This is a genomic window from Rheinheimera gaetbuli (assembly GCF_054781935.1).
The window spans coordinates 411,256-427,620 of record NZ_BAAGTL010000012.1 but is presented as its reverse complement, the minus strand read 5'-3'; the positions used below and the strand labels follow the sequence as shown (position 1 = coordinate 427,620).

General features: G+C 47.6%; 20 protein-coding genes. 6 read left to right on the top strand and 14 right to left on the bottom strand.

All coding sequences use genetic code 11. The annotated features are described in order from the left end of the window. Window positions 1-68 precede the first annotated feature (68 nt). The 5 genes from ACYVIC_RS12540 (at window position 69) to ACYVIC_RS12520 (ending at window position 5,237) form a co-directional block, all read left to right on the top strand. On the top strand, window positions 69-332 hold the full coding sequence (locus ACYVIC_RS12540) for a DUF4212 domain-containing protein (RefSeq protein ID WP_460860418.1): 264 nt from the start codon (window positions 69-71) through the stop codon (window positions 330-332). A gap of 7 nt (window positions 333-339) precedes the next feature. Continuing rightward, window positions 340-2,109 carry a sodium:solute symporter family protein gene (locus ACYVIC_RS12535; protein ID WP_460860417.1) on the top strand — a complete coding sequence of 590 codons (1,770 nt, stop codon included), beginning with the start codon at window positions 340-342 and terminating at the stop codon, window positions 2,107-2,109. A gap of 88 nt (window positions 2,110-2,197) precedes the next feature. Then, window positions 2,198-2,716 (top strand): hypothetical protein, encoded by a 519-nt coding sequence (locus tag ACYVIC_RS12530; protein WP_460860416.1) that lies wholly within the window; start codon window positions 2,198-2,200, stop codon window positions 2,714-2,716. A gap of 28 nt (window positions 2,717-2,744) precedes the next feature. Further along, window positions 2,745-4,571 (top strand): putative nucleotidyltransferase substrate binding domain-containing protein, encoded by a 1,827-nt coding sequence (locus tag ACYVIC_RS12525; protein ID WP_460860414.1) that lies wholly within the window; start codon window positions 2,745-2,747, stop codon window positions 4,569-4,571. 3 nt (window positions 4,572-4,574) lie between these two features. Further along, a complete protein-coding gene (locus ACYVIC_RS12520) occupies window positions 4,575-5,237 on the top strand; it encodes a 3'-5' exonuclease (protein WP_460860412.1) in 663 nt (220 codons plus the stop codon). On the opposite strand, the gene ACYVIC_RS12515 is transcribed toward ACYVIC_RS12520, so the two are convergent. The 8 genes from ACYVIC_RS12515 to ACYVIC_RS12480 all read right to left on the bottom strand — a co-directional run bounded on the left by ACYVIC_RS12515 (window position 5,229) and on the right by ACYVIC_RS12480 (window position 10,412). After that, window positions 5,229-5,804, bottom strand: a complete 576-nt coding sequence (locus ACYVIC_RS12515; RefSeq protein WP_460860410.1) for a sugar O-acetyltransferase — start codon at window positions 5,802-5,804, stop codon at window positions 5,229-5,231. The two genes, ACYVIC_RS12520 and ACYVIC_RS12515, sit on opposite strands and share 9 nt — an antisense overlap. A 61-nt stretch (window positions 5,805-5,865) precedes the next feature. Beyond that, window positions 5,866-6,426 carry an elongation factor P gene (gene efp, locus ACYVIC_RS12510; RefSeq protein WP_218573460.1) on the bottom strand — a complete coding sequence of 187 codons (561 nt, stop codon included), beginning with the start codon at window positions 6,424-6,426 and terminating at the stop codon, window positions 5,866-5,868. A gap of 18 nt (window positions 6,427-6,444) precedes the next feature. Then, on the bottom strand, window positions 6,445-7,638 hold the full coding sequence (gene earP / locus ACYVIC_RS12505) for an elongation factor P maturation arginine rhamnosyltransferase EarP (RefSeq protein WP_460860408.1): 1,194 nt from the start codon (window positions 7,636-7,638) through the stop codon (window positions 6,445-6,447). 15 nt (window positions 7,639-7,653) lie between these two features. Continuing rightward, entirely contained in the window at window positions 7,654-8,025 is a 372-nt protein-coding gene (locus ACYVIC_RS12500) for a hypothetical protein (protein WP_460860407.1), read from the bottom strand. Then, complete coding sequence (locus ACYVIC_RS12495) at window positions 8,025-8,552, bottom strand: hypothetical protein (protein ID WP_460860405.1); 528 nt, start codon at window positions 8,550-8,552, stop codon at window positions 8,025-8,027. The genes ACYVIC_RS12500 and ACYVIC_RS12495 overlap by 1 nt, the downstream gene beginning before the upstream one ends. A 4-nt stretch (window positions 8,553-8,556) precedes the next feature. Then, window positions 8,557-8,889 (bottom strand): rhodanese-like domain-containing protein, encoded by a 333-nt coding sequence (locus ACYVIC_RS12490; RefSeq protein ID WP_460860403.1) that lies wholly within the window; start codon window positions 8,887-8,889, stop codon window positions 8,557-8,559. A gap of 22 nt (window positions 8,890-8,911) precedes the next feature. Continuing rightward, the gene (locus ACYVIC_RS12485; protein WP_460860402.1) at window positions 8,912-9,538 is read right to left on the bottom strand and encodes a LysE family translocator; all 627 of its coding nucleotides are present in this window, start codon (window positions 9,536-9,538) and stop codon (window positions 8,912-8,914) included. Window positions 9,539-9,572: 34 nt separating this feature from the next. After that, window positions 9,573-10,412: a hypothetical protein gene (locus ACYVIC_RS12480; protein WP_460860401.1), complete on the bottom strand. Its 840-nt coding sequence runs from the start codon at window positions 10,410-10,412 to the stop codon at window positions 9,573-9,575. A 141-nt stretch (window positions 10,413-10,553) separates the two neighbouring features. On the opposite strand from ACYVIC_RS12480, the gene ACYVIC_RS12475 reads away from it, so the two are divergent. After that, window positions 10,554-10,748, top strand: a complete 195-nt coding sequence (locus ACYVIC_RS12475) for a DUF3185 family protein (protein WP_460860399.1) — start codon at window positions 10,554-10,556, stop codon at window positions 10,746-10,748. A gap of 75 nt (window positions 10,749-10,823) precedes the next feature. Here ACYVIC_RS12475 and glnS read toward each other — a convergent pair whose 3' ends face one another. The 6 genes from glnS to ACYVIC_RS12445 all read right to left on the bottom strand — a co-directional run bounded on the left by glnS (window position 10,824) and on the right by ACYVIC_RS12445 (window position 16,364). Next, complete coding sequence (gene glnS, locus ACYVIC_RS12470) at window positions 10,824-12,491, bottom strand: glutamine--tRNA ligase (protein ID WP_460860398.1); 1,668 nt, start codon at window positions 12,489-12,491, stop codon at window positions 10,824-10,826. A gap of 119 nt (window positions 12,492-12,610) precedes the next feature. Next, window positions 12,611-13,321, bottom strand: a complete 711-nt coding sequence (locus tag ACYVIC_RS12465; protein WP_460860396.1) for a hypothetical protein — start codon at window positions 13,319-13,321, stop codon at window positions 12,611-12,613. Beyond that, window positions 13,318-14,049, bottom strand: a complete 732-nt coding sequence (locus ACYVIC_RS12460) for an FTR1 family protein (RefSeq protein ID WP_460860395.1) — start codon at window positions 14,047-14,049, stop codon at window positions 13,318-13,320. The genes ACYVIC_RS12465 and ACYVIC_RS12460 overlap by 4 nt, the downstream gene beginning before the upstream one ends. Then, window positions 14,039-14,407 carry a cupredoxin domain-containing protein gene (locus ACYVIC_RS12455; protein ID WP_460860393.1) on the bottom strand — a complete coding sequence of 123 codons (369 nt, stop codon included), beginning with the start codon at window positions 14,405-14,407 and terminating at the stop codon, window positions 14,039-14,041. The genes ACYVIC_RS12460 and ACYVIC_RS12455 overlap by 11 nt, the downstream gene beginning before the upstream one ends. Next, a complete protein-coding gene (locus ACYVIC_RS12450; RefSeq protein ID WP_460860391.1) occupies window positions 14,404-15,708 on the bottom strand; it encodes a sensor histidine kinase in 1,305 nt (434 codons plus the stop codon). The genes ACYVIC_RS12455 and ACYVIC_RS12450 overlap by 4 nt, the downstream gene beginning before the upstream one ends. Then, window positions 15,705-16,364 carry a response regulator gene (locus ACYVIC_RS12445; protein WP_460860389.1) on the bottom strand — a complete coding sequence of 220 codons (660 nt, stop codon included), beginning with the start codon at window positions 16,362-16,364 and terminating at the stop codon, window positions 15,705-15,707. Before ACYVIC_RS12445 ends, ACYVIC_RS12450 begins: the two co-directional genes overlap by 4 nt. Window position 16,365: the final 1 nt, after the last annotated feature.

The window sequence follows — 16,365 nt, the reverse complement described above, 5'->3', positions numbered from 1 at the left end:
TCACTTGTGTTAACAACTGCTAGATTAACTTTGCAAGATAAAAATAACAAAGGAAAAGGAGTGTATTTATGACTGAGCACGATAGTAACGCGGCAGCTTACTGGTCAGCGAATCTTCGCCTGATCATCGGCTGCCTCATCGTCTGGGCTCTGGTGTCTTACGGCGGCGGCATTTTATTCCGGCCGTTGTTAGCAGGCATCAGTGTGGGCGGTACCGACCTTGGCTTCTGGTTTGCACAACAGGGGTCTATTTTAACCTTTATCGCGTTAATCTTCTTCTATGCCTGGAGAATGAATCAACTCGATAAAGAATTTGGCCTGCACGAGGAGTAAGTTCGTCATGAGTCAATTTGCAATTAATCTTATTTTTGTTGGCGGCTCGTTCGCGCTCTATATCGCCATTGCGATCTGGGCCCGTGCAGGCTCAACCAAAGAGTTTTATGTTGCCGGTGGTGGTGTTAACCCGGTGATGAACGGTATGGCTACCGCCGCTGACTGGATGTCGGCGGCGTCGTTTATTTCTATGGCGGGCTTAATTGCTGCCGGTGGCTATGCTAACTCCACCTTTTTGATGGGCTGGACTGGTGGTTATGTGCTGCTGGCGATGCTACTGGCACCCTACTTGCGCAAATTTGGTAAGTTTACCGTACCCGAGTTTATCGGTGATAGGTTTTACAGCAAAAATGCGCGCTTAGTCGCTGTGGCCTGCTTAATCATTGCGTCAGTAACCTATGTTATCGGCCAGATGACAGGTGCAGGTGTGGCGTTTTCCCGCTTTTTAGAAGTGGAAAGCGATACAGGCTTGATTATCGCCGCTGTAATCGTATTTTTATATGCGGTAATGGGCGGTATGAAAGGCATTACCTATACCCAGGTAGCACAATATGTGGTGTTGATTATCGCCTACACTATTCCTGCGGTGTTTATCTCATTGCAGTTAACCGGCAATCCTCTGCCACCTCTGGGTTTGTTTTCTGAACACACAGCCTCTGGTATGCCACTGCTGCAAAAATTGGATTTAGTGGTTCGCGATCTGGGCTTTACCGACTACACGGCAGATGTGTCAAATAAACTGAATATGGTGCTGTTCACGCTGTCATTGATGATCGGTACAGCGGGTTTACCACATGTTATTATCCGGTTCTTTACCGTACCTAAAGTATCAGATGCACGCTGGTCTGCCGGTTGGGCCTTAGTGTTTATTGCACTACTGTATTTGACGGCCCCAGCAGTAGCCTCTATGGCACGGTTAAACCTGTTAAACACCATCTACCCTGCTGGTCCTACTGCGGATGCTATTCAGTATGCTGAACGGCCAGACTGGATCAAAAACTGGGAACAAACCGGTTTAATTAAGTTCGACGATAAAAACAACGATGGCCGTATTCAGTTATATAACGACAAGTCTGAGTCATTTAAACAAACCGCCACTGAGCGCGGCTGGAATGGCAATGAATTGACTGTTAATAACGACATTCTGGTACTGGCTAACCCTGAAATTGCCAACCTGCCTGGTTGGGTTATCGGCTTAATTGCCGCAGGTGGCCTGGCTGCTGCGTTATCAACTGCGGCAGGTTTATTGTTGGCAATATCCTCTGCAGTAAGTCACGACTTAATTAAAGGCTCTATCAACCCTCAAATTAGTGAAAAGGGCGAACTGCGTGCAGCGCGTATTTCTATGGCAGTGGCCATAGTAGTAGCAACCTGGCTAGGTATGAACCCACCAGGCTTTGCTGCACAAACGGTAGCACTGGCATTTGGTATAGCTGCGGCGTCTATTTTCCCGGCGTTGATGATGGGTATTTTTTCAAAACGCGTGAACAACAAAGGCGCTATTGCGGGTATGTTAGCTGGCTTAGTGGCCACAGTAACCTATATCTTCCTCTATTTGGGCGTACTATTTATTCCGGGTACTAACATGTTTGAGAACGTGCAGGCTAACTGGCTGTTTGGAATATCACCACTGTCTTTTGGTGCTGTGGGTGCGATGATTAACTTTATCGTTGCCTTTGCGGTGTCATCGGCAACTGAAGCTCCACCAAAACACATCCAGGAACTGGTAGAAAGCGTGCGTTACCCTAAAGGTGCCGGCGCCGCAACTGACCACTAAATGCTGTAACTTGCTTTAGACATTAAAGTAAGATCACAATGACTACGGGCTTTCATGGTGAAAGCCCGTCTTTTTCAGGAACCTCTTTATGTTTTGGGAACTGATTGCAACCATTGTTGCTGGCCTCGGTGGTGCAGGTATCGCGCTAATGTTACGAAAACTCAGTGCCAATAAAGCCCCGCGCTGGTTAATACCCGCTTTTGCCGGCGCAACTATGCTGGGTTTTCAGATCCACAGCGAATATAGCTGGTTTGACCATCAAGCGAGTTTATTACCAGCAGGCGTTGTCGTGGTAAAAACCGTACAAGAAAAAGCCGCCTGGCGACCCTGGAGCTACCTGTACCCGCAAACATTACGTTTTATTGCAGCAGACGTTAACAATGCCGCACAAAATCAACTTAATAGCCAAATTGTGCTGGTTGATTTGTATTTTTTTCAGCGTCGAGCCACCGCCCGCCGTGTGCCTGTGGTGTTGCACTGTAAACAACACGCCAGAACAGAATTCAACCAGCAGCTGGATATTCCCGCAGCTGACACCCCAGTTAGCAATATCTGGCAAAAACTCACTGCCGATGACCCGCTGTTAACCGCCGTGTGTAACAGTTAGTTCAGGCAATAATTGAGGTTTAGCTAAAATGGAAGTTGCAGACGTCACCCGTTTTTTAGCCGATACCACGCCGTTTGATCAACTCGACGAGGCGGCGCTCTCACAACTGGCAAGCCAAATTAATGTGCATTACTATCAAGCGCAAGATAGTGTCAATGTCAGCAGTGACCGGCTGTTACTAGTACGCACCGGTATTTTCACGCTATACAGCGACCAGCAACAACTACTAACCAAGCTGCAAAGCGCTGATTTTTATGGCTACCAGCAATTGCTAACCGGCCTGACTGACAATGACACCCTACTGTGTGATGAAGATGGCCTGGTATACTTTGTTTCGGCTGAAGCCTTTCATCAGTGTCGCTATCAGTACAAAAACATTGATATTTTTTTCCAGCGTTTATTCAGCCGCCGTTTGCATCAGTACCGCGAACAACAACAAAGCTCTCGTTTTACACTAAAAATCAGTGATATCGTGCAACAACGCAAAATTGCCATACGCCCGGAGCAGAGTGTGCAAGACGCTGCCAAACTAATGTCTGATACACGGGTATCCTCTTTGCTGGTAGAAGAGCACGACAAGCTAGTCGGTATTTTAACCGACCGTGATTTGCGTAACCGGGTACTTGCGAATGCGCTGCCCGCCAACACTCAAATCAGTCAGGTCATGACGCGCCAACCACAAAGCATTGACCGTCATGCCTACCTTTATGAAGCTGTGCAGCAAATGAGCCAGCATAATATCCATCATTTACCGGTAACAGATCAGGGCCTGTGCTGCGGCATGTTAACTGCCACTGATATTATCCGTAGCCAGCAAGATCATCCGGTGTACTTAATTGGTGAAATTCACCGGCAAAACAGCATTGATGGCCTGGAGCGCTGCAGCCAACATATACCCGACCTGGCCATAACCCTTAGCAAGCAACAAGTACCGGCACACGAAGCCGGACACATTATAACCACCATTACCGATGCGCTGACACAGCGGCTGATTTATCTGGCACAACAACAACTGGGTGAGCCACCTTGTGTGTTCAGCTGGTTGGCATTTGGCTCGCAGGCACGCATGGATCAGAGCTTAAATGCTGACCAGGACAATGCGCTATTGTTAGAAAAAGACCCGTCAGGTGACATTGGTGACTACTTTAGTGCGCTGGCCGAAATCGTTTGTAGTGGTCTGGCACAATGCGGTGTCACTTTGTGTCCGGGCAATATTATGGCGACTAATGCTGAATTACGGCTGAGTTTAAAAGGTTGGTCGGGCCGTTTTGCCCGCTGGATTGCCACACCAACCCCCGAAGCATTGTTAAAAGCCAGTATTTTTTTTGATATGCGAGTCATTGATGGCAGCAAAGGCCTGTTTAATGCACTGCAAGAAGATATTTTACAGTGCACAGCACAAGCACCGCTGTTTTTGTATCACCTTGCACAAGCCGCATTGCAACGCACCGCGCCACTGGGCTTTTTTAAGAACTTTATCCTCGAACAAGATGGTAAACATAAAAAAGGTCTGGACCTAAAAAAACGTGGCATTTCGTTGATCACGGATTTGGTCAGAGTTTATGCGTTGTCGGCAGGTATTTATCAGATTAACACCCGTAGCAGGCTAACCGCCCTGGTTACTGAGGGCATTATCGACAGCAAAGACAGCCAAAACTTGCAGGATGCCTTTGATGTGCTGGCACAACTGCGCTGGGAAAAACATCAGCATGATTTACAACAAGCACATAACGTTACTAATTTACTCGACCCGGCAGAAATATCCGGGCTGTCCCGGCATCAGTTAAAAGATAGCTTTGCAGTAATCAATGAAGCGCAAAGCCGGCTTAAACACCGCTTCTGCCGGGATCTATAAACCATGTTACGCTGGCTAGCCATTAAAAGGCCTCCTATTCATCAGGCAGTAAGTCATTTTATTGCCAGGCCGTTTCCAAGCCCGATGACATTAGCCAAAGACAGTCAATTTTTGGTGCTGGATTTTGAACTCACCGGCTTAAACCCGCGCAAAGACCATATTGTCAGTATGGGGTGGGTGCCTGTGCGACAGCATGAAATTGTGCTGTCAGAAGCTAAACACTACCTGATCAACAGCCCGGTGAGTGTTGGCCAAAGTGCGGTATATCACGGTTTACATGATCATCAACTAAAAGATGCTCACGAGCTATCTGAGGTACTAACCGAACTATTGACACGCTATGCAGGTTATGTATTTGTGGCCCATCACAGCCAGTTAGATGAGCAATTTTTGCGTGCCGCTTGCCAACGTTGCTTTGCTAAAACGCCGCGATTTAAGTTTATTGATACCCTTAAAATTGAATGGCAACGTTTGTTGCGTCAGGGCAAGATAGTAAAACATGATGCACTAAAGCTACCCAGTTGCTTAAAACGGCATGGTTTACCTGAAATGGCCAACCATCACGCGCTGGAAGATGCCTACAGCACCGCCTTGTTATTGCTAAGCCAGCTTAAACCGGGCGGTGATAATATGACACTGGCCGATTTGTACTTGCTGTCACGCTAGCTCTTCACAATCACTAAGTGTTTTTATTACTTTACACGGATTACCACCGGCTAGTACGCCCGGTGGCACATCTTTGGTTACCACACTGCCGGCTGCAATAACGCTGCCATCACCGATGCTGACGCCTGGTAGAATCACAGCTCCACCGCCAATCCACACATCATCGCCAATCGTTACTGGCATAGCCTGCTCTAGCAAAGTACGGCGTTTAGCAGCATCCAGCGGATGGTTAACGGTATAAATTTGTACTGCAGGGCCAAAGAACACATTGTTGCCAATACGCACTGGCGCAACATCAAGTACCACACAGTTAAAATTAAAAAACACCTTGTTGCCAGAGGTAATGTTATAGCCATAATCACAATAAAACGGTGGCTCAACATAAAAATGCTTGCCGGTATTGGGTAGCCAATGCTTTAACAGTTGTCGGCGCTGCGCCTCATCATCGGGTGCGCTGTGGTTAAACTGATGCTGTAGCTTACGCGCCGTCAGCCGCTGGGCACTAAGCTCTTTATCCAGCGGGTTGTACCAGTCACCGCTTAACATTTTTTGTTTTTCTGATGGCATTGCTTATCTCCGGGTAATAAAAAAGGCGCTGGCGCGCCTTTTTTATATCAACCTGCCAGTATTACTTGGCGCGGCTGCGGTATTCGTCGGTACGGGTGTCAATTTCGATTTTATCGCCCTCTTCAACGAAAGCAGGAACCATCAGTTCAAAACCAGTTTCAATTTTAGCTGGCTTTAATACTTTGCCTGACGTGTCGCCACGCGCTGCTGGTTCAGTGTACGTAACTGTGCGTACTACTACTGTTGGCAAATCAACAGAGATTGGACGTTCATTGTAAAACACTACCGAACATTCCATACCGTCAACCAGGTACTTCAGTGCTTCGGTCATGTTTTCAGCTTCAACTTCAAACTGATTGTATTCCTGATCCATAAATACGTACATTGGATCAGCGAAGTAAGAATAGGTTACTTCTTTCGTTTCCAGCAGAACCTGTTCAAATTTGTCATCAGCACGGTATACCGTTTCCATGCCCTGACCATTTAACAGGTTTTTCATTTTCATTTTTACAACGGCAGCGTTACGACCTGATTTGTTAAACTCGGCCTTTAAAATTACCATTGCTTCAGTGCCAACCATAATCACCTGGCCAGCACGCAGTTCTTGAGCTGTCTTCATCATGACTGAAATATCTTCTCGTTAGGAAAAATTGCGTCGCATTATAAATTTTTTTTCAACAAAGTGCACGAGGTTGCTGGCAAGATCTCCATTTGCCGTTAACTCCGTGCGCCATTGCTGGTTATAGTCGGCGATTTGGCACAATAATGCACTAAATTTCTGCCAACTGTGGCGCAGCATTGTGTCGGTATTCCAGGCTAACCAGAATTCACGCACAGCATCAGCTAAGGCTGATGGCATAGGTTCACAGTAACGCTGCATAAAGGCATGAAGTTTATCCAAATGGGCAAGCTCTGCCTGGCGGTATATTTGCCAGATAAAAGGTTTAGCCGCCCAGTGAGCGCGGATAATCGAATCTTCACCACGAACAAAGTTGATATCAGAGGCCCACAACAGTTTGTCGTACTCTGCCTGGGCAATAAATGGCAATATTTTTAACCGCAGCATGCCCAGAGTAATATCGCGCGCTGGGTTTTTAGCAACGTTAAGCGCCGGGTATAGTTTGCTAAGTTGGTTAGCCAGCATACCTTCGGGCACAACACAGAGTATTGGCGTTTCAGCGTTTTGCCAACACTCGAGCAAGCTTTCAAGCTGCGGATGGTCATAGGCAAATAACGAAATCTTTTGTTTGTAGCCGTCACTATCAGCAATGCCGAGGCCTCGCCAAAATGTCTGCTGAGCGTCGAAATCGCCAATAAAAGCCGCAGCCTGGCGTTGCAAGCCGGCTTCTTGTAATAAACCACCGGTTTCGCCGGTAAAACCCGGAAAGAAAAAATACTTATCCAGCGCCAAATGTGGCTGGGGTGATGGCAGGGCATGACAACCTTCAACCCAGTCTTCGGCCGACAAGTATTCCAAATTTAGCCACAACGGCTTTTGTTGCTGCAACGCCATTTGTTGCTGATACGCCAGCGGAATGGTGCAGGCTAATGCCTCAACAACAACTTGTGCCACAGACTCTGTTGTCCAGTCGATATCAGTCGACCAATGCCGGATTTGCACTGCTGCGACTTGCTGCAGGGCTTTGTCAGGATCAATTTCAGCACAAATTTTCTGAAAACTGGATAAATCATCCACCCACAGCCTTACCTGTACAGCATGCTCTGCTGCCAATTGCCGCGCTAGCCGCCAGCAGATGCCAATGTCACCAAAGTTGTCGATAACAGCGCAAAAAATATCCCAGCGCCGCGGCGCCAGCGTTTCAAAAGTGGTCACAGTATATCCGGCCCGTTAAAAAAATGCGGCAGCTATTATACCTTTAAGCGCGCGCAGGCCAAGATATAGTGTAGTCAGCAGTATGATGCTAAACAACAGTGCTAATACATAATAACTGGCTAGCATCAGCCGGTGTTTTACACGCTGCCATAATGATGTGGGGGGCGCACTGGCAATGAATTTACGGGCAAACAAAATGCCCCATAGCCACAATACGGCACAGCTAATTGCCAGTACCACTGCACTTAGCTGCCAACGCGCGCCTAGCTCAGCATCAGCGGCGAATAGTAACCAGGCAAACATGCCCAGCGCAGCAGTGGCGCCAAGCAAAAACAGCAAGCGAAGTGGCTTAAGCCAGTAAGCCCAGCGCTGATAAAACGCCAACATTAGCCATGCTCCAATACGGTTAATGTTGCAGGATAAAGGGCTAAAATTCCGCTTTGTCCCTGCAGATCGCCAATTAGCCAGATTTGCTCAAACGGATGTTTTTTTGGCATATGTAACTTCTTGTAGAGGCTTAAAATATCGCGTCGGGTCCACAGCGGGTTGGCGTTTCGAATTACCAGCCATACACGCTCAGTCTGATAGCTCTTTTCGGCTTTATTACTAATCAGCCGGTTTAATGCGGTAAGCAACCGATGCTCTGCAGGGGTACGCAGCAATGCTAAAAGCTCTTTGTGAGTATTGTAGCTAAGCTCTCGTCCGAGAATATGCATCGCTTCGACTTCACTACCATATAGATGAGCAATTTCCAGATCCAGCTTCTGATCATCATAATAACAGGACACATCAGGCCGTGCCGGTTCATTATGCCAGATATGCCGCATTGTTATACCAAAGCGCTGTTCATAAAGTCGCATAAACAAGCGGGCGGCTTCATGTTCCAATACTATTTTTTCTTCGTTACCATTCATTTCGTTACTTAGATGTTTGCTGCAATGCCTCGTAGCCACCGCGATTGGTCAGCTGGCTGTAGCCCAACTGTTGCAATGCTTCTATCGCTATACCGGCACGCCGGCCACTACCACAATACAACGCTATTTCGGTATCTTTTTCCAGCTTCAACTGGCCGATACGTTCTGCAATTTCCGTGTACGGAATATTGATTGCCCCTGATATATGGCCGCCAGCATACTCCTCTGCGCTGCGCACATCCAACCACACTATTCCGGCTTGCTCGGTTGGTTGGATTGGCTTGCTGGCACAGGCTCCCAGCAGCAAAATAGTTAACAACAAAATCACTAATCTCATAACTTACACTCCTGAAATGGTGCTAACTACGCACAGGCGTAAAATAATAGTGCCAGATCTCTTGTATTACCGGTACTACAGATAACACTAAAATTAATGCCATTGCTATATTAAAGATACGCTGAAACAGCGCTTTAGTTAGTAGATTGCGCAGTGCAGCACCAAACACCAGCCAAACACCAACACAAGGAAAGGCGACTAACAAAAAAGCCAGTGTGATAATACTTACTTCCAACCAGTACACACCACCGACACTGGTAAAGGCAGCCACTGCGCCACTAGCCATTACCCAAGCCTTGCCATTGATCCATTGAAACAGGGCCGCCTGGATAAAACTAAAGGGTTTACTTTTGCCCTGCTCTATCGCTTTGGGCTCAGCGCTGGCAATTTGCCAAGCTAGCCAAATAAGGTAAGCAACACCCAGTACTTTAATCAGCTGATGCAAATGCGGGTAACGGTCAAACACAGCACCAAACCCCAGTCCCACTAACAATACCATTAGCGGGAAACCTAAACAGATGCCTAACCAGTGCGGCAAACTGGCTCTAATGCCATAATTAACACCAGACGACATAATCATCACATTGTTTGGCCCTGGGGTAATAGTGGTAGAAAATGCAAAAAATAACACGGCAAACAATAATTCCATATGCCATCCTGTGCCAAGTAAGGGTGTTAATAGATTACTGAAGATAATACCAGAGTCGATGATCCTGAATAGGCGTTTGTGCCGGCAATAGCGGATTTTTTAACTTGATGAGCTGACGTTTAGGTAAATTAAGCTCTGCCAGATGGCCAGCAAAAAACTGCTGAAATAGTCGCTCAAAACTACCGTCGTTTAACATTTTCAGCAGACCTTTTTCAAGATCCATCGCTAATTGCTCATTTGCAGGGTTGACAAAAAAATAGCTGGCTGTCGGATAATGCAGCAGCCAGTTTTGCTCTATTACAATGCCACGTGATGCCAGCATTAACGCCTCATCGGCTATTTCCAGCGCATTACGTGGCACGGCATCTACACGTTGTTTTTCCAGCAGGAGAAAAAGATTATCATAGTGTGCCGCCCCCACTACTTTAAAGCCGTTTAGCTGCAGTATTTTGCTATCTACCCAATCATGGCCCTGCGCATAAACTAACCGCTTAATGCTGGTACTGGGCACTGTACTGGCAAATTTGTGCTGCTGTGCGGCGGGGATCAGCATAACGCGATAACCGCTAAGCCCTCTGAATATCGGAATACGAATGGGCCGCAGATCCAGCTCCCGTTCAACCGATGTCATGGTCCACAACACATCCAGTTCTGTATTTTCTTTCAAAAAAATCATACTACGCGATTTTGACATAGGCTCAGCACTGCTTTGCAACTGATATTGGCGCCCTGAGCGTGCCAATGCCATCTCCAGTAGTGCCAAAGGATAAACTGAGCGCGGATCTTCAACATGCGCAATAGCAGGATAACGCACCAACTCTGCAGCCAGAGCCGGTAATATAAAACAAAGGTTAAGCAGTAAAATTAAGCGCATAGCTGTTCAACTTCTGATAACTGTGCCATGGTGTATTTGCAAGTATCGACGAAAACTATCAAAAATAGTCGTCTAAAAACTGATAATTGCCTTATAAAAATGCCGCTACGGTGCCATTAAACATAAAAAGAGAGGCTGATTATGAATAAAATCTTAGGGCTTGCTGCATTAGTGGCTGGCGCCATATTGCTGTATTTTGGCTACACGGAATATAACTCACATGCGTCACAAGTCACTGAACTGGTAACGGGTAATCCAACCGACAATTCCATCTGGTTTTTAGTGGGCGGCGCCATTGCTGTAGTGGTCGGTCTTGGGCTGGTGCTTAAAAAATAACAGCGCTGCTATTGCCTGTTTTAACACAACATAAAGGCCGCGATGCGGCCTTTATTTATTGCAGTAAAATAATACTTACTCTTCTTCTTTACCCCAGCTGTCACGCAGACCTACAGTACGGTTAAACACCAGCTTGTCGGCGGTTGAATCGCGGTTATCAGCACAGTAGTAGCCTTCGCGCTCAAATTGATAAGCCTGCTCTGCTTTAGCGTCTTTCAGTGATGGCTCTACCAGGCCGTGTTTAATCACTAACGATTGCGGGTTCACCACAGTCAAAAAGTCATCTTCTGCTGCCGGGTTGGCTACGCTGAACAAGCGGTCGTATACACGAAACTCTGCCGACACAGCATTTGTCGCTTCAACCCAGTGAATAACACCACGCACTTTGCGGCCATCTGCCGGGTTTTCACCCAGCGTTTCCGGCAAATAGCTGCACTTCAGTTCAATGATATTACCGTCAGCGTCTTTTAATATTTCATCGGCGTGAATAACATAAGCATTACGCAAGCGCACATCACCGTTTAATACCAAACGCTTGTACTTTTTGTTGGCTTCTTCACGAAAATCAGCGCGGTCGATATACACTACCGGCCCAAACGGCAGTTTACGGCTGCCCATAGTGTCGTCTTTCGGGTGGTTTGGTGAATCCAGCCACTCGATGCCATCAGCCGGGTAGTTAGTAATGGTGACCTTAAGCGGATCTAACACAGCCATAGCACGTGGTGCTGCGGCGTCTAAATCTTCACGAATACAGGCTTCCAAAGCGCTCATTTCAATCACGTTGTCTTGTTTGGTGACACCAATGCGTTTGGCAAACTCACGAATAGCCGCCGGTGTGAAACCACGGCGGCGTAAACCGGCAATAGTGGGCATACGCGGGTCGTCCCAACCGGACACCACGTTTTGCTCAACCAGCGTTTGCAGCTTACGCTTGCTCATTACCGCGTATTCCAGGTTTAAACGGGAAAATTCAATCTGTTGCGGGTGACAGGCAATAGTAATGTTGTCCAGGATCCAGTCGTACAAACGGCGGTTATCCTGAAACTCCAGGGTACACAGTGAATGGGTAATGCCTTCCAGCGCATCAGAAATACAATGGGTAAAGTCGTACATCGGGTAGATGCACCAGGTATCGCCGGTTTGATGATGATGGGCAAACTTAACACGATAAATTACCGGGTCGCGCATACACATAAAGCTGGACGCCATATCAATTTTAGCGCGCAGCGAACATTCACCTTCTTTAAAGCCACCGGCACGCATTTTCTCAAACAACGCCAGGTTTTCTGCCGGGCTGGTATCGCGGGTTGGGCTGGGCTTGCCTGGCTGGGTTAAATTACCGCGATATTCGCGCATTTGCTCGCCATTTAAAAAACATACGTAGGCCAGGCCTTTATTAATCAGCTCTACCGCGTAGCCATACAGCGCATCAAAATAGTCAGACGAATAACGTACTTCACCACTCCACTGAAAACCCAACCAGTTCACGTCGTGCGAAATTGAGTTAACAAACTCGACGTTTTCTTTTTCCGGGTTGGTATCATCAAAGCGCAGGTTGCACTTACCCTGGTAATCCTGCGCAATGCCGAAATTCAGACAAATAGATTTGGCATGGCCAATATGTAAATAACCGTTAGGCTCAGGCGGAAAACGGGTTTGCACCGCGTTATGCTTGCCGGAAGCTAAATCGGTATCAATAATTTGCCGGATAAAATTGCTTGGGCGATGTTCTGCGTCCGCCATAAAATGCGCTGTCCTTTTGTTACGGGAACTAAATTAAGATGCGGCATTATAGCAGCTGAAACAACGCTGACTACTGCCGCTATTGGCGAATTGTTCAGATTTTAGTGCTTTGAACAATTTTAAAACTCATACTCAAGCGCAAAGCGCAGCGTACGGTCAATGGTATCGTTGTCTATAGCAAAAACAATAGCAGCCTCCCATTTCAATTGGCGGGTATTGCTAAATTTATGTACCCCCATAAAACCAGGCCCCGCCCCTTTGAAACCCTCCCCGGCATAGATCTCCAATGACGGCTGCAAAGCGGGTAAAAAACGATAACGATACTGAAAACGAAATTCCGCTTCGATTTCTTCTTCAATATTGGCGCCCCACTCGTACACCAGCAATGCATTAACAGTCAGACTGGTATGCTCAAATTCTTTTTCGACCAGCAGGCCAGTGGTAAATTCGTTATTGTCGGTTTGCTGTTGATGCTCTAACTCAAACAACAGCCCCCAATCCCAACTGTATTGCCCCTGCTCGGTTAACATCCAGCGCAGTTCAACTTCATAGCCAGCGACAGTATAATCATCGGGCATTACCCGTTCTGCCAATATATACCAGGACAAAGCCATATCATCAGCAATGGAAAAACCATAACCAAGTTTCTGTGCCATAGCATTATTGTTTGGATGATCTGCCTGGCGCTGGTATAAGGCACGATATTCAAAATTACGTTCCAACGGCTGAACATAAGGATGATATACCTTATCAACCACCCTGCCGTCTGCCATGGCTGTTGTACTTACCGCAAGAGCAAACAATAAGACACTTAGCTGTATTTGTTTCATTGCTTTTGTCTCCGCCACTGCCAAAATATTGTTATTAGCACCAGGGTAAAGCCCCAGCAACCCAGCTGCAGTGCATCAGGCGTAGCCTCATAACCAAACCATGCATGTAAAAACACACCCGCTTCCGATTGTTCGCTGATAAGCATACTGCTGTCCCATATTGCCCTGCCGGACGACACCCAATCAATTTGCCCCAGTAGCGCCACAATCTCACTGCTTTGCCGTGCGCCGATAAAGCCTGTCATCAACGCCAACACCGCAGCGCTGAAATTTTCCAACTCAGCCAACAGTTGATACCACAATACGGCAATACTCAGGCCTATACCGATACCTAATACCGCACCAAGCCAAATACTCTCTGACGCACCATGCGAGCCCGGGCTGGTTAGGCCGTACAACAATAAATTGATACCGCACAACAACGCTTGAGCGGATATTGCCAATATAACCGCACTGCGTTGCCATTTAGCCGACCAGCCACGGATAACCAAAGCAAATAACGTCAGCAAATGCGCAAAAACAAACAGTAGCTCCAGGCCATTGCCCTGTGCCATTTGAGTAATTTGGCTAAGCCATGGTGCCAATAACAACATTAGCAGTAGCGACCCCCCTGCGCCCTGCAGCAACAACGTCAGCTTTGCGGCCTGTTGCAAACGTAAGATTAGTGCCAATAACAACAGTACCGGCAGCAATTCCCGGGTGTACACCAACACAGCATTAATCAACATGTTGTACCTGCTGTTGTTGCCATTCCTGCTCCGGTACCGCAATTAATATGCCTTTGGCACTATCAGGATGAAAATCTCCAAAAAAATCATACTCACCGGCTTGAAGTGGCCCTAAATACAATATCGCTTCGCTATTACCCAGCACGACTTTTTCGCGGTTTAACGCAAAGCTTTCAAACTCTTCCGGTGTCGGATCTTGATTGACCAAGCGCACTTTTATTTTTACCCCGGCAGGTACGCGTATGTGTGAGGGAGTAAACAAATGGTCTTTGAGTACCAGCACAAACTCTTGCCGTGCCAGAGCATTTAACGGCAACAGTAGCAGCGCTACATAACACCAGCGCAACAACCTCATCATAGCGGCAGCTCCACCCTGACCTTTAAACCACTATCAAAGTCAGATTTACCCAGGCTGATTTTGCCGCTATGTAACATGACAATGTCCTTTACTATTGCCAAGCCCAAACCTGAGCCTGGCGCCCCGGAATGATGCCTGTCGCCACCGACACGATAAAAACGGTCAAAGACCTGCTGATATTCCTCTGGCGCAATACCGGGGCCGGAATCTGCAACCTCAAGTATCGCGGCTTTTGACGTATGCGTTAGGGTTAATATTATCTGTCCATGCACGGGCGTATATTTTATGGCATTTCCCAGTAAGTTAGACACTAACAGCCGCAGTGCAAACTCGTCGGCTTTAACCTCAAGATGCTCTGCTCCGTCAATGCTGATTTGCTGCTGCTTTTGTTCCAACTGACTATACCATTCGGCCACTACGTCGCGGCACAGCGCCGCCCAATCCAACAGTTTGGTTTTGGCCTGAAAGTTATCCGGATGCGTGCGGTTAAGCAACATAATTTGCTCAATAAGATGACGCATGCGTTCTACTCCCTGTTGCAGCGCCACCATACTCTCATCGGTTTCTGACATGCCCTGCTGCTTCCAGCGCGTTAGTGCATTAAATAAGGTTATTTCCAACACACTTAGCGGCGTACGAAGTTCGTGCGCTACATCTGACGCAAAACGCTTTTCGCGGGCAAAAGCACCGGACAAGCGTTCGAATAAACTGTTGGTTGAACTGAGAACCGGCCTAAGCTCAGCCGGTACCTGCTTTAACTTTACCGGTGCTAACTCATCGGCTTTGCGAGACGTCAGCTGGGTAGAAAATTCATGCAACGGACGTAAAGCCCGGCTTACCACCAGCCAAATCAGCAACGCCTGAAACGGTAAACTCAGCACAACCGGATAAATAGACGCGGTAATGACTTCATCGGCCAGTTGTAAGCGCTGCTGAAGCGGTTGCGCCACCATTATTTGCCAGCCATCATTGCTTAGCTGTACATAGACTCGCCAGCGCTTGCCGGAAAAGTTCTGCTCAGAGAACCCCACCGGCGCCTTAAGCAGTTCACGCGGAGCCTGCTCACTGCTATAGGTTAACTTACCATGCTGCCCCAGCTGAATAGCCAGTCCCTGGCCTGCTTCCGGCACCTGCAGCTGATATTGGTTAAGAATTGCCGCCGCGACTTGCTGTAAGTCCTGATCAAAAAGATCCGTGGCTCTGTCAGCACTTAAACGATAGCTTTGCAGCGCTGCCAAAAAGCTGGTCAATACCAGCACAGCAATTAATACTGAAATAAGGTAACGCCGAACGGAGGTCATGGCCGGCTGATACTGTAACCTACCCCACGAACGGTGCGGATAAACCCGGCAGGTAACTTTTTACGCAAATTAGATATATGGACTTCCAAAGCATTGCTTGCGACCTCCTCACCCCAACTGTACAAACTGGCTTCTAGCTGCTCGCGGGTTTTAATGCGCCCGGCAGACTCCATCAGCTCTTTTAATAGCACATACTCGCGACGCGAAAGGGAAATCAGCTCACCGTCTATACTGGCATGCATCGCACTGCTATCAAGCTCAACCTCACCGCAACGAATTAAATGGCTTGATGCCGTACCTAACCTGCGCTCTATTACGCGCAGCCGGGCAAACAACTCAGGAGCGGCAAAGGGTTTAACCAAATAATCATCAGCGCCGTAATCCAGCCCTTTGATACGGTCTTCAATGTCATCTCGAGCGGTTAAAATTAATACCGGCATGCGCGGACATTTTTGCCGCAATTGTTTTAGCACCGACAGACCATCCATGTCCGGCAGACCTAAATCTAAAATAACGCTGTCGCAATCGCCTGCGCGCACCACAGCAAGCGCCTGCTGGCCGCTGCTTACCGCATTTACCGCAAACCCCTGACCGGTAAGCGCCTGCTGCAAGCCATCACGCAGTGCTATATCATCCTCTACCAGCAGTAAACGCATT

Coding starts and splice junctions, on each gene's coding strand:
- ACYVIC_RS12540 (WP_460860418.1), top strand. CDS start 69: ATGACTGAGCACGATAGTAACGCGGCAGCTTACTGGTCAGCGAATCTT.
- ACYVIC_RS12535 (WP_460860417.1), top strand. CDS start 340: ATGAGTCAATTTGCAATTAATCTTATTTTTGTTGGCGGCTCGTTCGCG.
- ACYVIC_RS12530 (WP_460860416.1), top strand. CDS start 2,198: ATGTTTTGGGAACTGATTGCAACCATTGTTGCTGGCCTCGGTGGTGCA.
- ACYVIC_RS12525 (WP_460860414.1), top strand. CDS start 2,745: ATGGAAGTTGCAGACGTCACCCGTTTTTTAGCCGATACCACGCCGTTT.
- ACYVIC_RS12520 (WP_460860412.1), top strand. CDS start 4,575: ATGTTACGCTGGCTAGCCATTAAAAGGCCTCCTATTCATCAGGCAGTA.
- ACYVIC_RS12515 (WP_460860410.1), bottom strand. CDS start 5,804: ATGCCATCAGAAAAACAAAAAATGTTAAGCGGTGACTGGTACAACCCG.
- efp (WP_218573460.1), bottom strand. CDS start 6,426: ATGATGAAGACAGCTCAAGAACTGCGTGCTGGCCAGGTGATTATGGTT.
- ACYVIC_RS12500 (WP_460860407.1), bottom strand. CDS start 8,025: ATGTTGGCGTTTTATCAGCGCTGGGCTTACTGGCTTAAGCCACTTCGC.
- ACYVIC_RS12495 (WP_460860405.1), bottom strand. CDS start 8,552: ATGAATGGTAACGAAGAAAAAATAGTATTGGAACATGAAGCCGCCCGC.
- ACYVIC_RS12490 (WP_460860403.1), bottom strand. CDS start 8,889: ATGAGATTAGTGATTTTGTTGTTAACTATTTTGCTGCTGGGAGCCTGT.
- ACYVIC_RS12485 (WP_460860402.1), bottom strand. CDS start 9,538: ATGGAATTATTGTTTGCCGTGTTATTTTTTGCATTTTCTACCACTATT.
- ACYVIC_RS12480 (WP_460860401.1), bottom strand. CDS start 10,412: ATGCGCTTAATTTTACTGCTTAACCTTTGTTTTATATTACCGGCTCTG.
- ACYVIC_RS12475 (WP_460860399.1), top strand. CDS start 10,554: ATGAATAAAATCTTAGGGCTTGCTGCATTAGTGGCTGGCGCCATATTG.
- glnS (WP_460860398.1), bottom strand. CDS start 12,491: ATGGCGGACGCAGAACATCGCCCAAGCAATTTTATCCGGCAAATTATT.
- ACYVIC_RS12465 (WP_460860396.1), bottom strand. CDS start 13,321: ATGAAACAAATACAGCTAAGTGTCTTATTGTTTGCTCTTGCGGTAAGT.
- ACYVIC_RS12460 (WP_460860395.1), bottom strand. CDS start 14,049: ATGTTGATTAATGCTGTGTTGGTGTACACCCGGGAATTGCTGCCGGTA.
- ACYVIC_RS12455 (WP_460860393.1), bottom strand. CDS start 14,407: ATGATGAGGTTGTTGCGCTGGTGTTATGTAGCGCTGCTACTGTTGCCG.
- ACYVIC_RS12450 (WP_460860391.1), bottom strand. CDS start 15,708: ATGACCTCCGTTCGGCGTTACCTTATTTCAGTATTAATTGCTGTGCTG.
- ACYVIC_RS12445 (WP_460860389.1), bottom strand. CDS start 16,364: ATGCGTTTACTGCTGGTAGAGGATGATATAGCACTGCGTGATGGCTTG.